Source organism: Dictyoglomus sp. DH (assembly GCF_055181375.1).
On the sequence record NZ_CM143706.1, the window covers coordinates 693,431 to 707,390 of the forward strand.

At 29.5% G+C, this 13,960-nt stretch carries 12 protein-coding genes; 5 read left to right on the forward strand and 7 right to left on the reverse strand.

Annotated elements, in window-relative coordinates; genetic code table 11:
* Positions 1-12: 12 nt before the first annotated feature.
* From cas7b to cas6, 3 genes are read right to left on the reverse strand one after another with little or no spacing between them, the layout of a single operon-like run.
* Positions 13-924 carry a type I-B CRISPR-associated protein Cas7/Csh2 gene (gene cas7b / locus ACY3JJ_RS03340; protein WP_463092377.1) on the reverse strand — a complete coding sequence of 304 codons (912 nt, stop codon included), beginning with the start codon at positions 922-924 and terminating at the stop codon, positions 13-15.
* A gap of 17 nt (positions 925-941) precedes the next feature.
* Positions 942-2,699, reverse strand: a complete 1,758-nt coding sequence (locus ACY3JJ_RS03345; RefSeq protein WP_463092576.1) for a TIGR02556 family CRISPR-associated protein — start codon at positions 2,697-2,699, stop codon at positions 942-944.
* The gene (cas6, locus tag ACY3JJ_RS03350) at positions 2,686-3,456 is read right to left on the reverse strand and encodes a CRISPR-associated endoribonuclease Cas6 (protein WP_463092378.1); all 771 of its coding nucleotides are present in this window, start codon (positions 3,454-3,456) and stop codon (positions 2,686-2,688) included. Before cas6 ends, ACY3JJ_RS03345 begins: the two co-directional genes overlap by 14 nt.
* Before the next feature lie 168 nt (positions 3,457-3,624).
* Between cas6 and ACY3JJ_RS03355 the strand changes: the two genes are divergently transcribed.
* Together ACY3JJ_RS03355 and ACY3JJ_RS03360 are read left to right on the forward strand one after the other, a co-directional pair.
* Complete coding sequence (locus ACY3JJ_RS03355) at positions 3,625-4,344, forward strand: creatininase family protein (RefSeq protein ID WP_463092379.1); 720 nt, start codon at positions 3,625-3,627, stop codon at positions 4,342-4,344.
* Between the two features lie 33 nt (positions 4,345-4,377).
* The gene (locus tag ACY3JJ_RS03360; RefSeq protein ID WP_463092380.1) at positions 4,378-7,518 is read left to right on the forward strand and encodes a diguanylate cyclase; all 3,141 of its coding nucleotides are present in this window, start codon (positions 4,378-4,380) and stop codon (positions 7,516-7,518) included.
* 14 nt (positions 7,519-7,532) lie between these two features.
* On the opposite strand, the gene ACY3JJ_RS03365 is transcribed toward ACY3JJ_RS03360, so the two are convergent.
* Genes ACY3JJ_RS03365 through ACY3JJ_RS03380 form a run of 4 tightly spaced genes read right to left on the reverse strand, consistent with a single transcriptional unit; the run spans position 7,533 to position 11,993 of the window.
* A complete protein-coding gene (locus ACY3JJ_RS03365) occupies positions 7,533-8,396 on the reverse strand; it encodes a GH12 family glycosyl hydrolase domain-containing protein (RefSeq protein ID WP_463092381.1) in 864 nt (287 codons plus the stop codon).
* A gap of 14 nt (positions 8,397-8,410) precedes the next feature.
* Positions 8,411-9,715: a glycosyl hydrolase gene (locus ACY3JJ_RS03370; RefSeq protein WP_463092382.1), complete on the reverse strand. Its 1,305-nt coding sequence runs from the start codon at positions 9,713-9,715 to the stop codon at positions 8,411-8,413.
* The gene (locus ACY3JJ_RS03375) at positions 9,712-10,737 is read right to left on the reverse strand and encodes a zinc-dependent alcohol dehydrogenase family protein (protein WP_463092577.1); all 1,026 of its coding nucleotides are present in this window, start codon (positions 10,735-10,737) and stop codon (positions 9,712-9,714) included. Before ACY3JJ_RS03375 ends, ACY3JJ_RS03370 begins: the two co-directional genes overlap by 4 nt.
* Before the next feature lie 14 nt (positions 10,738-10,751).
* Complete coding sequence (locus tag ACY3JJ_RS03380; protein WP_463092383.1) at positions 10,752-11,993, reverse strand: L-lactate MFS transporter; 1,242 nt, start codon at positions 11,991-11,993, stop codon at positions 10,752-10,754.
* 114 nt (positions 11,994-12,107) lie between these two features.
* Here ACY3JJ_RS03380 and ACY3JJ_RS03385 point away from each other — a divergent pair, with 114 nt between their 5' ends.
* From ACY3JJ_RS03385 to ACY3JJ_RS03395, 3 genes are read left to right on the forward strand one after another with little or no spacing between them, the layout of a single operon-like run.
* Entirely contained in the window at positions 12,108-12,473 is a 366-nt protein-coding gene (locus ACY3JJ_RS03385) for a GntR family transcriptional regulator (RefSeq protein ID WP_463092384.1), read from the forward strand.
* Entirely contained in the window at positions 12,474-13,163 is a 690-nt protein-coding gene (locus ACY3JJ_RS03390; RefSeq protein ID WP_463092385.1) for an ABC transporter ATP-binding protein, read from the forward strand.
* 14 nt (positions 13,164-13,177) lie between these two features.
* Positions 13,178-13,948, forward strand: coding sequence for a hypothetical protein (locus ACY3JJ_RS03395; RefSeq protein WP_463092386.1), 771 nt, complete (start codon positions 13,178-13,180; stop codon positions 13,946-13,948).
* Positions 13,949-13,960: the final 12 nt, after the last annotated feature.

Consider the following 13,960-nt stretch of genomic DNA (forward strand, 5'->3'; position numbering starts at 1 on the left):
AAAAATCATCTCCTAAATTGTTAGTTCTTCTGCTTGGAAATCTTTTAGGGACTCATTTAACGATACTTCTTTACCGTCTAATACTAAGTTCACTCTTTCGTCTACTTTATATCTGATTTTTTCAATTTTATTATTATTTTCCGTTAATACCTTTATTAGTTCTGTGATGTCTATTTTTACTTGGGATATATCTCTTATTTTTTCATCCTCTATATCTGATATAAGTTTTATTCTTCTATCTAATTCGCCTATGTAAAAATATGAGTCAGGCTTATAGATAATTTGTATTAATAATCTTGGAACTTGACCAAATTTTGAAGTAGATATCAGATTCTTTGTACCATGCCATATTCCTTCCAACATATTATCTATATCTTCCTCAGTAAGGGGAATATTTTGGACTTTTGCTAAATTTTCATTTACTATTCCATAAAAGGCTATTAAAGAATAAGGAAGAATGTATTTTTCAGTAAATGTACCTTGAGTTTTGCCTGATTTTGATGGCATGACTGTTGTACCTTTTATATAAGTCAGATCAACTTTATGAAGAGATCTTCCAAATTTAAACTGTACTGGTCCAGTTAAAGTCATGGTTTTCCCTTCTACTGCAGTGGTTGCTCCAAAGAGTCTTATATCAATGCATTTTTCAATAATCTCATTATTATCTTTGTATTCCTTTAATCTATCTTCTTTAGTTTTTAGTTCTCCTTTATCATCTCTTATTTCTCTGACAAAAACTTCTAACCCTTTATATTCATATAAATAGTCCCTTATTGTTCTTTTAAGTCTTACGTCTGTAACAATATTTGTTCCTGTTTCTTCATCTATTCTTGGTTTGTTTTCATCCATTGGATCACCATTTGGATTTGCATCTGTTACGTCATAGAGAAAAAGAATTTCAGATCTATTTTTTAGCACACCCATCTAAAACACCTCCTATTTTATTTTTTATCTGGATAAATATATGGTTTTAGTTCATCTAATAGGTTCATACCACATGCAAAATAGAAATTAAGCTCATCATTTGAAAGTTTCCAGTTATCTCCAGCGAGAAGTAGATAGTAGGAAGCTTCTTCTGCTAATTTTTGTTTTCCTATATCAAAGGAATCGTACTCTTGTAATTTATTTATTACTTTTGGAAGAAGCCCTTTAAAGTCCTTTTCTTCCATTTTTAAACTTTTTAGTTGTTTTCTAAAAGGATCACTACCTCTTTCTAAATATTGTACATTTAATAGCATTTGGGTTAAGGCGCCGAGCAAGAAAAGTCCCTTTTTAATAGGATGATTGAAAGTTGGAGAAAATTTTTTAAATATAGGCTCAAATAATCTTTCTTCTTCCATATTTATCACCTCCATAGGGATTAAATCTAAATAAAGTAGAAACAAAAGTGACATTAGGGCATCTTTTACTGCAAAGGAGAAGTATTCATCTCTAACATACTGAGTTCTTATTTTCCTCATAAAAAATTGAAATATGAAATTTTTATCTATGGGTCTATCTTTGAATATGCGATCTACAATTTCTAAAAAGTAATTTACAAGGTCTGTTTCTCTTTTGTCAGGATCTGATTTTGAAAAGAAAGTCCATAGATTTCTCATAGTGAAATCCGTGTTAAATAACTTATCTACTTTTTCTTTTGCTTTAAATATACTTCTTAGTCGAGAGGGTAAAACGTCCTCTATAAGGGCAAGGATTTTTTCTGCACTTTGTTTTCTTTCTATAAATAAAAAGTTTAAAGTAATGTAATCTTCGGTATCAGATAAATACTGTAAAATATCTTCTTCATCTCCAAGATATCTCTTGGCAGTATTTTTCTTTAGAGATAGCAGTTTTGGAGTATCGAAAAATATATTATAAACATCTTCTTTTATAAATTCCCTTCCTAAGAGGAATTTAGGAATAAGTTGATAAGAAATTCCTGCCATTTTGAAAGTAAGCTCTTTTTCAATATATTCTTTTCCTTTTTCTAAGCTTCTTCTACAATCTTCACATAATGGAAAGTTTTTCCATGCTTCTTTTTCTTTGAAACCACCACAAATAAATCCGGGTTTATCTATTGTATAGAATGTATATATTCCATCTCCTATGGTAACTTCTTTTTCCTCTAAGCATATAGAGCATTGGCCTATATTAGAACCTTTTTTACTCTCTTTTATTTTTACCAATTTTTCTAAGGTTTTTATAAAAACCTCCTTGTCTCCTATATATTCTGTTTTTCCTTCTTTTTTGAATTTTAAGGTTAGAAACATACCTTCCTTTTTCGAAATGTCTTTTGATTTTTGCTTAAATTCCTCAATTATTTCATTTTCGTGATTTTTTAATACTGTATAAATTTTTTCTAAATACTCTTTTTCCTCTTTGGATAGCTCTAAATTTTTTCGGGAAAACACATCTTTGAACCAATTTAAAACTTTAATGTATAGAGTTTTTTCTATCTCTGTAACTTTTGTTGAAGGTGTAAAGTTAGGTCCGTTAGAGGGTCCGCTTCTGTATAGGTATTTTATTATCTTGTCTGATTCATAGTCTTCAAGTTCAATTCCTATATACTTTATTTCACCATTTTCTTCAAAAGTTAAGCAAAAAACATTATTATATTTTTGGTTAGGGTTTGGATCTTCTATAAGGATTTCAATCTGGTTTTTGATATCCTTTTTTAGTAATATATCTCCTATCTCTTTGACAGCATCAAGCATCTTCATCACTCTCCTTTCCTCTCCATATTTCCCACATTCCAAATCCTGCTGAATTTTTATTTCCTAAGCCAGTTTCGTAGGTAATGTAAATTAATTCTGGATTCCCTATAAGTTCATAAATACCTGTATAGCCCTCTATAATGGTATCTTTGAATTTTATAATCTTTAAGTTTTCTTGTACTGAGAATTTTATAGGTTTTATTTCAAGTGACATGTGATTCGGATCTCTACTATAGAAAAGTTGATATTTTTTCTTTGCATTTTTCTCAATAAGTTTCGAGAATTCTTTATCTATTGGTTTGTAATAATGTACAATTTTTTCACCATCCTTTTTATATAAAGTGCTGTATATAGTAATAGGGGATAGAGCTTTAATTATTACTTTTTCTTCTATCTTTGGGGTAGTTACTATTTCAAGCTGAGAGATGTATATCCTTTTATTGCATAACTCGAATTCTCTTTCTTTAAAGCTTCTTTCAGCTAAATTTCCTACTATATCTTCTATGGGTGAGGAAAAATATATGGTTATTTTTCTTTTGAATATTAATTTTTCATTATCTTTTGTGGGAATTCCTTTTTCTAATATCCGAGAAAAGGTAAATAGCTTAAATCTTCTTTTTCCTAATTGAAAACCTACATTATGAAGCTTGGTAGCAAGGTCAGGGGTAAAGGTTCTGTATATGAGAGCTTGAATATGATGGTTATAATGCTTTGGTAATATTATATCTCCATCTAAGCTTTCATAGGTTAGTTTTATTCTCATATCTTACCCCTTTTTTATAATTATACTATAATTATACTTATACATTATTATTTATTTCTATTTTATTTACAATCTTATAATTTTTATTTTGAGAGTACCATAATAAAGTGACAAAAATAGACCCTGATAAAATATTTTTAGATAAAAATTTTCAAGGGGGTTGAAAATATGATGAAATATAGATATGAAAACATGTTTCCCCATCAGCTAAGGGAAGTTTTGAGTAGTAAACCCATAGTTTACTTACCTATAAGTCCTATTGAGTGGCATGGAGAACATTTGATTTTTGGTACCGATGCTTTTAGGGCAAGAAAAGTATTGGAGTTGGTATGGGATGAAATAGGGGGAGTTTTATTTCCTACTTTATTTATAGGTACTGATGGTATAAAGATGAAAGATAGAGAAAAATTGTGGGGGATGGAGATGTTTGTAGAAGAAAAAATTCCTGGAAGTGTATTTGTGAAAAAAGATGTTCTTTATTATCTTCTTAGTGATGTACTTTTCTTTTTAGAGAGAACAGGATTTAAAATGGCAGTAGTTTGTAGTGGACATATGGCAAAGGAACAGATTGAGGTAATTGAAAGATTGGAGAATGAATATAGTAGTAAGGTTATGAAGGTTTTGGGATGGCATTGGGGTAAGGTAAAGTATCCAGAGGGACTTGTATCAGCAAATCCTATTCATGCTGGAATAGAAGAAAGTAGTGAAATGATGAGTATAGATTTAGGCTATGTGGATCTTGATAGGATAGGAAGCAATAATGTGGATGTGAAGGTTGGTCTTACAAAAGAAGCTCTTAAAGGTGTAGATGAAAAACTTGGGGATAAAAGATTAAATTATGAGGCTCAATGTTTGATAAAAGAAATTAAATCTTTAATAAATTTGTGATATAATTTAACAAATATAAAAATTAATGAATAAATGGGGTTAATCTTGCAGAATATTACTTATTTAGAAGCTCTCCTTGATAGGGAGAAAATAGTATATTTAGATTTTCCACAGGGAAGTGGAAGAACTTACATACTAAAGTCTTTATACAATAAATTAAAATCCCAATCTATTTTTACTCATTATGCATCTCACAGGACTCCTATTGGTGAATTATTCTTATCATTGCTGGATTTGATTGATAAAAAAAAGTTTTTAGAAGAGAAGGGTCATATAGTTGGACCTATTTTAAGGCGTTACATACATCCAAGGTTTTTATCTCTTTTGAAAGATTATGAGGCTGAAGAGGTAATCACAAAAGATGCTGAGGTCTCTCAAATTTTGGATATTATTAAGGTGATTCTTGAACGTAAAACTATAAAATACTGGTTCTTTGATAATTGGCAAGAATACTTACATTTTAATGAAATTTTTTCAGAACTAATCCCCTATTTAAGGAAAAAGTATGATATAAGATTTTTAATTGCGGGGAAGGATTTTGCTTTGAATTGTTTTAGGCTTAATCCTGATAAGTATGTTGTACCTATAACTAAGGAAGGTATTGTAGTTTATGAAATGTCTAAGGCTTTTAATATTACCCCTAAAGAAGCTGAAAAATTATATAACTTAAGTAAGGGTAATTGGAATAATGCAGAAGTTATTTTTGTGAATCAATTTAAACCTTTAGATGAGATTATACATGAAAAAGTCTCTAACCTTTCTGAAAGTGCTAAGAATGCCCTTTTCACTTTCACCATAGTGGGTAAAACATTTTCTTCTACTACTATAAAGGCTGTTAAGGATATTTATGGCCCTCTTAAATTTATGAAGGAATTTGCTGAAAGCAGAATTCTAAAATGGGAATATCCTTTATGGAGATTTGCTTCAGAAGATGTACTTAATAATATTAGAAGCTATATAAAGGATGAAAAAGTTTTAAGAGAGAAATTTGCTAAAAAGCTTTCTTCATACAATTACTCTGATTTATGGGGAAGACTGGCTTTACTTTCAGAGGATGATATAAGAAGTTGGACTTTATTTAAACTTAAGGAATATAGAAGTACATATAATCTACAGAGAAAAAGCAATATTCTAAAGGAGATTCTTCAAAAAGAGATACCCAATAAGGATCTTTACAAAAGGGAATTAATTGATCTACTTATTAATTTCCAAGAATTTTCTCGGGCTTTAGAACTTATAAATGATTTGGAAAAAAATAATTTATTAGATTTAGCAACTAAGGTTAGATGTCTATCTTATCTTGGTAAATATGAAGGGGCAGAAGAAATTATTAAGAATAATTTTATGGATATTTCTGTATCTTATGAAACCCCAGAGATTCTTTCAAGAATAGGAAGTTATTATTTCTTATCTAAGAAGGTTGAGGATGGATTATATCTTTTTAACAAATATCTTGATCAAGTTATAAATCTCAAATCTTCTCCTAAGTATTTGGCTAATTTTTATAACATGCTTGGACTTTTGACTATTGGAGAGAATAAATATGAGAAGGCTTTATCCTTTTTTGAGACTGGCCTTTCTTTTGCAAATAAGACAAAGGACAAAGTAATTTTGCATAAATTATTGAATAATATAGGGGATTTGAAGGCTTACTTGAACGGTCCGAGAGCGTCTGTTTCTGCTTCTTTGAAGGCATACGAGCTTTCAAAATATCTATCACCAAATTTAGTGGTTATAAGTTTAGGAAATCTTATAAAGAATAAGATTCAATATTGTAATTATGAAGAAATGATAGGTTTAATCAATATCCTTGAAAGTCTTTTAGAGGATATTAAATTTGATTATTTTTTATATTCAGGTTATAGGAGATTAGCAATATCATATCTTTCTTATGGAAAATTAAATGATTTGGAAAGAATAATTCAGAAACTGGAAGGAATTAAAAATATAAAAGAGAGTGAAATATTAGTGAAGATATTAAAGACTTTTCTAAATAAGGAATATGATATTTCTGAAGAAGAAGTCCTTAATACTAAGGAGGAACAAATAATTACCTTTTATATGAGACTTGCTGCTGAGAGAGGATTTGATCTTTCAAAGTCATTAAGAGAATATCCTACTGATTTTCCTTTACATAAATTTTTAAAGGGATTTATTCTAAAAGAAAGCTTTTTTAATCTTATAGGTTACATTGATGAAATGTTAGAAAGATGGGAGTTTTTAGATGCTTTATATTCATACGTGCTTCTTGATGAATATATGGTTAAGAGAGAATTTTTTATGGGATTTCTTCCATATGTAAGATTGGAAGCTTTTGAGCTTGCTATTCTTCTTGGGATTGAAGATGTGATAAATAAAATAAAAGAAAAGATGGGTGATACTTATAAGGAGATAATGCAAGAACACTCCAAATTAAGAGCTCTTGATCTTTATATGGGAAAAGCACTGATGGAGGCAAGAGAAGAGGAAGAGGCTATGGAGATTATATATAGAATTTTGACAGATTTTTTGGAAGATTTTATGGTAAGGATAGATATAGGGGATAGAGTCTTAGAGAAAGGAAATAGACTTTTATATGATTCTCATTTAAGACTTACTTATAGAAGAATGCCGTATACAATTAAGCTTTATTCCTTAGAAAAACCTTCTCCAAAAGTCTTCTTTATTATGAGAAATATACTTAAGAATTTTATTATCTTTTGGGAGAAAAAATATGGAATTTATGATCCTTTAACAGGTATTTTTAATAGATCTTATGGAGAAAGAAAAATAGAAGAAGCCTTTTCTGACTTTGTAAGAGAAAAAGAGAAATTTAGTGTTGTATTTGTAGATATAGATTCTTTTAAAAAGATTAATGATACTTTGGGACATTTATATGGTGATTACTTATTGAAAGAAGTTGCTAATATTATTAAAAATTCAATTAGACAAAGCGATTCTGCTATTAGATGGGGTGGAGATGAATTTCTTGTAATTTTGAGAAAGGCTGATTATGATGATGCTTTAAAAGTGGTGGAAAGGATAAAAATGCATATTGATAATTCTACCAACGGAAAAATAAAAATAAGTTATGGTATAGAGACTTCTTCCGAAGACATTACTTCACCTTATGAATTAATAAGTAGGGCTGATTTTAAGATGTATAAGTATAAGTATGAAAGAGGGGAGAGGTAATTCTCCCCTCTTTTTTATTTATTTTCTATATCAAAATTTGAAAATGTCCATCCAAATCTTGCAGATGTAGTATAAGGATCTCCAAATTCAGTTCCTATTTCCCAATCTGTAACGTACATTTGGTCAAACTGTTCTGGAGTAATTCTTTTAGAGTATTGCTTAATAATATCTCTCAAATTTCTTATAAAATCATTTATAGGTATCTTTACTTCTCCTTCCTTTAAATTCTCCTTTGATTTGTAGGCTATATAATCCCATGACATAGGAGATACATAGACCTCCCAAATTATATCTTTAACCCTTCCATTATATATAATTGGAATCTTTACTTCTGCAACCTTTCTACCAGCTGGTCCTAATTTTTGGGCGTATAGCCATACCATCATTTCAATATCTCCAGAAGAAACTGATTTTTGCTTCTCTTCACGGGTGATCCATGTTTCCATGGCAAAATTTATTGGTAGATAGCTTTCATGCCATAAAGAGTATTTAAAGTTAAAATAGATGTCAGGGAATTTAGATACTTTTTGTGGAAGAACAAGTTTTTCGCAATATGTTCCTCGAACAGACCATGGTTTATACCCATAATAGACTTCTGGGTATCCATGTACCCATGAATTTTTATCCTTTAATACAATATTTTTTATGTCTACATAATACTCTACTGTATCATCTTTTTCATAAAATGCCATCCAAGTTTCTCCTTCATAGCTTGAAATATTCCAAAAATTAAGCTCCATAGTAAGAGGAAGATTTTTAGTTTTGATATCTGCAGAAGAAGGTTCTCTAAGAATAAGAGCATCTTTATAGCGTGGTTCTGCCCCTAATATAGGTATCATTAAAAGAAGGAGAAAAATAAAGATGAGTAAGCGTCTCATTTTATACCTCCCTTTTATATTTTATTTAATTTATTATAACATTGAAGTTTATCTAAGGTTATAACACGTTCATGATTATAAACTTTAATTAAATGTTCTTTTGAATTGATGTTATGATCGAATATAAAAGAACCAAACCATGGCATAAACCATAAAAAATAAGCCTCGTATTCAAAAACTAAATCAGGATCGGGTATAGGTCCATTTTCAGTTAAAGCAAGAGGCTTTTTATAATCTGTTAAATGTAAGAGATAATCATAGGAAAATTTCATAGGACCATAATTTCCAGCAGGAACATAGTTATCTATACCAGCTATATCATAATACTCATTATCAATTTTCCATTCTGAATGAGGAGCATTCCAAATCCAAATGAGATTATTTAATCCGTATTTATTTGTTAAAATGTCAAAAAGGAGATAATATAGTTCTTTGTATGCTTTGGGTCCTTTTGCTCCCCACCAAAACCATTTTCCATCTGCTTCATGTAGTGGTCTCCATAATACAGGAATATTAGCTGATTTTAATTTTAAAAGTTCCTTAGCTATCAAATCTATATCCAACATCAATGCTTTATTTTCTTCTGTTCCAGGTTTTAAGGCTTCTTCTAGATCAAAGTTAGTGTTAATTGTATAAAATGTTTTGTCTTTCCCACCAGTTGGAGCATACCAATGCCAGCAAAAAGTTACAATTCCGTTATAATCTTTTCCCCATTCTATAGCTTTTTCTATAGAGCCTTTATTTCCCTCTATCTCTATTATTGCATCTTGGGTCATGTTTTCAGTTCTTATTTTGTAAGAATAACTTAAAAAATCAAAACCTCTTAAAGCAGGAAGTTTACCAGTAATATATTCAATATATGCAATTTCAGGGCCTGCTGACGTATTTGTATGTTGGCCTGCAATTATGTATTTGGAGTATATTTTTTCAAAAAATTCTAAAAGTTTCTTGGCAGAATCAGCTAAATTATTTCTAATATTAAATTCAGGAAATTTAAAATTACTTTTTTCTTTGTTAGTAAGCTCAATATGATGAATTTTAAAATCTTCTGGAATATGACCTATGGAAAGAATATAATTTCCTCTTTTTAATTTCAGATTACCCATTAAGGTATTTTTTTTATTTGGGAAAAGATTAACTTCACCTAAGGCAAGATTGTTTAAGAAACAATAACATTTTAGATGATATTCCTTAGGAGTATAAGAAATATAAAAATCATAGTAGGATTCTTCAAATATAGAAAAGTTAAATTCTAAACTTCTTACTTCTCTTGAATTAAAATTTTCCTTTCTTTCGGTAAAATTTTCTATTTTAATCATATTTTTAATACTTTTCCTCCTCTTATTTTTCCTTCTTTAAGTTCCATAAGAGCCAAATTAGCGGATTCTAATGGATATACTTGAATCTCTGGTTTGAAATTGAGTTTTTGAGCAAGAGTTAAAAATTCTTCTATATCTCTTCTTGTTACATTTGCTGTTGTTTTCATTTCTTTTTCCATCCATAAATCTCTTTCATATTTTAGTTTTAAAAGAAATTCTTTATCTTTTTCTTCTTTTCTTATGGCATTTATTACAAGTCGACCTCCTTTTTCTAAATTTTTTAAGACCAATACAATAGGTCTCCAAGCAGGAGTAGTATCTATTATTGCCTTCAATTTTTCAGGTGTTTCTTCTCCAAAATCACCTATCCAAAATGCTGAGAGTTCTTTTGCAAAATTTCTTTCTTTTTCATTTCTTGAGAATACAAAGATTTTAGAATTAGGATATAAAGCTTTTATCATTTTTAATACCAAATGACCTGAAGCTCCAAAGCCAGATAATCCAATATTATCTCCATCTTTTATATTAGCAAGTTTTAGAGATCTATAACCTACTGCTCCTGCACAAAGTAGGGGTGCAGATTCTTCATCTGAATAGTTATCTGGAATTTTATACGCAAAATCTTCTGATACTACAGTATATTCGGCATATCCTCCATCTACATCCCTTCCAGTAGCTTTAAATTCATCACATAAATTTTCTTGTCCTGAAAGGCAATGTTTACATTTACCGCATGAGGAGTTAATCCATGCAATACCAACCCTATCTCCTATCTCAAATCTTTTTGCTTTTTTACCCTTTTCAACAACTCTTCCAACTATCTGATGTCCTAAGATAATGGGAAGTTTTGTGGGAGGGATTCTTCCTTCAATAATATCAAGGTCAGTTCTACATACTCCACAAGCATAGACCTTTATTAAAAGTTCTTTTTCCTTTGGAAAAGGGATGGGTAATTCTTCAAGTACTAAAGGTTCTTTACATTCTGATAGGTTAAATATTCTTTTTAATAGCAAAGCTCTCATCTTCATGTTTTTGATTACCCAGATAAATTTGATTTATCTTTTAAAAATATTGAAGCAATGATAATTCCTAAAACTCCTAAGGCAATTAATAAATAAAAAACATATAAATAACTTCCAAAAATATCTCTTAACATACCAGAAATTGTAACACCAATAATTGCCCCAAAACCATATGCTGTAAATACAATCCCATAATTTTTACTATAATTTTTCTCTCCAAATAAAATGATGGTAGAGGCTGGAGCTATTGCGAGCCAAGCTCCAAGAATTAACCAAAATATTGAAAAAGAAATAATATAAAAAATTGGATTTTTGCCCTGTGATAATAGCATAAGAAGAGTAGCTATTATCACCAAAATATAGGAGGTAATTGCAGATTTCATGGGTAGTAGTTTATCGGTTATCCAACCAAATAGTGGTCTACCTAAAGCATTGAAAATAGCAAAGATAGATATGAGTCTTGCGGTGACAATTGGATCTAATTTTACTAATTCTTCTCCCACAGGACTTGATATTCCTATAATCATTAATCCTATTAAGGTTCCTATTAAATAGCAAAACCATAGCCCATAAAATTTAGGACTTTTTAACATTTCTTTTGGATTTATCTTAGACAATGTTTTCTTTTGTGTGTATTGAGAACCTTTTAAATCTATGTTTTCCGAAGGAAATTTAAAAAATAGTCCTATAATGGTAATTATAAGGGTAAAAGCAGTCCCTAAAATTTTAAAAGTATTAAAGGGTCCATATAAGCTTATTAGCTGTCTTGCTAAGGGAGCAGTTATAAGAGGAGATAATCCAAAGCCTGATATTACAAGACCCATAGAAAATCCTCTTTTGTCTGGGAACCACCTTGATATTACAGCAATGGGTACTCCATATACTATTCCAACACCACTTCCTGCTATTATTCCATATGTTATAGAAATAAAGTGTATTTTAGATAGAAGACCAGAAAGAATCCAACCTAAACCAACCAATAAACCACCAAAGATAATAATATATTTAGGCTTAAATTTGTTTATAAATCCTCCTGAAATAACCATGAAGAGAGAAAAAAAGAACAAAAAGAGCATATAAGGAATACCACTTTGGGTTGCTGTTATGTTTAAAAGATTTTCTAAGGGTTTTCTAAAAACACTCCATGAATATACAGTTCCTAAGCATATGTATATGATTATTCCCAAGGGTATATAAATCCATCTTATTTTGGGATAGAGGAAAAGGTTAGAATTAGATTTCTTCAAAATAATCATTCCTCCTTTCTTCGTTATATATTTCTTGAATATTCTATCATACCCTTGACAAATTTTATTGTCATACTGTATTATATAACTAATACAGTAATACATATTGAAAGGAGGTGTAAAATGACTGATTTTGATGAGCGTATTCCTATATATCTTCAAATTATGGATCTGATTAAGAAAAAAATAATTAAGGGTGAATTAAAAGGAGGTGATATATTGCCTTCAGTAAGAGAGTTGGCATTGGAATTAAAGGTAAATCCTAATACTGTTCAGAGAGCTTATCAAGAATTAGAGAGAGAAGGAATAATAGTTACTGTTAGAGGTACAGGATCTTTTGTGGTCAGTGAAGAAAAGAAACTTATGGAGATGAAGGAAAATTTAGCAAGTGAAAGGATAAAAGCTTTTATAAAGGAGATGAAAGAAATTAATTTGTCTAAGGAAGATCTTAAGTTCTTTTTAGAAAAATATTGGGAGGAGGTTAATTAAATGGCAATTTTGGAGATTAAAGATTTGTATAAATACTATGGGAAGAAGTGTACTTTAAAGAATATAAACTTGACTGGAGAAAAAGGTGAAATTATAGGGCTTTTTGGACCTAATGGGAGTGGGAAAACTACCTTATTAAAGTTAATTGGAGGATTTTTAAGACCTTCTTCTGGAAGAATAAAAGTTGATGGTAAGGATATAGACCATAATACTAAAGCTATGGTCTCTTTTTTACCTGATAATAATTTTCTTCCTTCATGGATGAGGATTAAAGATGCCCTTAATTTTTATAAAGATTTCTTCTCTGATTTTGATGAGAAAAAATTTAATGATTTAATTGATTATTTCAATCTAAATATGAGTAGTAAGGTGAAAGAACTTTCTAAGGGTGAACAGGAAAAAGTATGTTTGAGTCTTGCTATTTCAAGAAAAGTAAAAGTCTATCTTTTGGATGAACCTTTAGGAGGAATAGATCCAGCATCACGTGAGAGGATATTATATGGTATTTTAAGGAACTACAGAGAAGATAGTTTAATGATAATTTCTACTCATCTTATTGGAGATGTAGAGTCTATCACTGATAGAACTTTATTTATCTCAAATGGAGAGGTTAAACTTGATAGTAGTACTGAAAAATTAAGGGAAGAGAAGAAAATGTCAATAGATAAATTATTTAGAAACACATTTTAAGGAGGGTTATGGATATGTTAAATTTATTGAAATATGGAATATTAGGAAAAAAGAGATATTATTTGATTCTTTCTATTATAACCATTGGAATATATATTAGTCTTTTTTGGGGATATATTTATTTTAAGAATTTAACTCCAGAAGAGACTTTTGTGTTTTCTTTTTTAACGTTATTGGTATCTATTATTTTAAATGGGATTTTTAATATTAAAAGTTTGGCATCAGAAGATATAGGTTATCTTTATTATTCTATTCCAATTAATCCTCGTTACATTTATATTCGTAGGATGCTTATGGGATTGTTAGAAAGCTTATATATTTTAATCTTAAATCTAAGCTTCATGACAATAATAATTAATCATATGAATCCAGTATTTAAAAGTCTAATTATCAATTATTTACAAAGAGGTGGAATTTACACCATAATACTTCTAATTCTTGGTTTATGGGAAGTTGTTATATTAGCTTCAACCTTTCCTATTGCAAATGGTCTTCCTTCAGAGAAAAATCCTTTTAAAAGGATGCTTTATATGATAGTAATTCTTATTCTGGTTTTTGGCGATAAAATAAGAACTATAATTGGTAGATGGTTTCCAAATAGTATTAACTTTAATTTACCCCAATTCAGTTTAGAAAGTATTACTGGCTCTTTAGAATCATCGATAAGTGTATCTGGTGGTAGCTATAGTATTAATATTTTTGTAATAATATTCGATATTATTATTACCATCTTTTTCTTATTATTAAACTCTTACCTTTTAGATAAGGATGTAGAGATAAAATAGTAATTTGGAGGG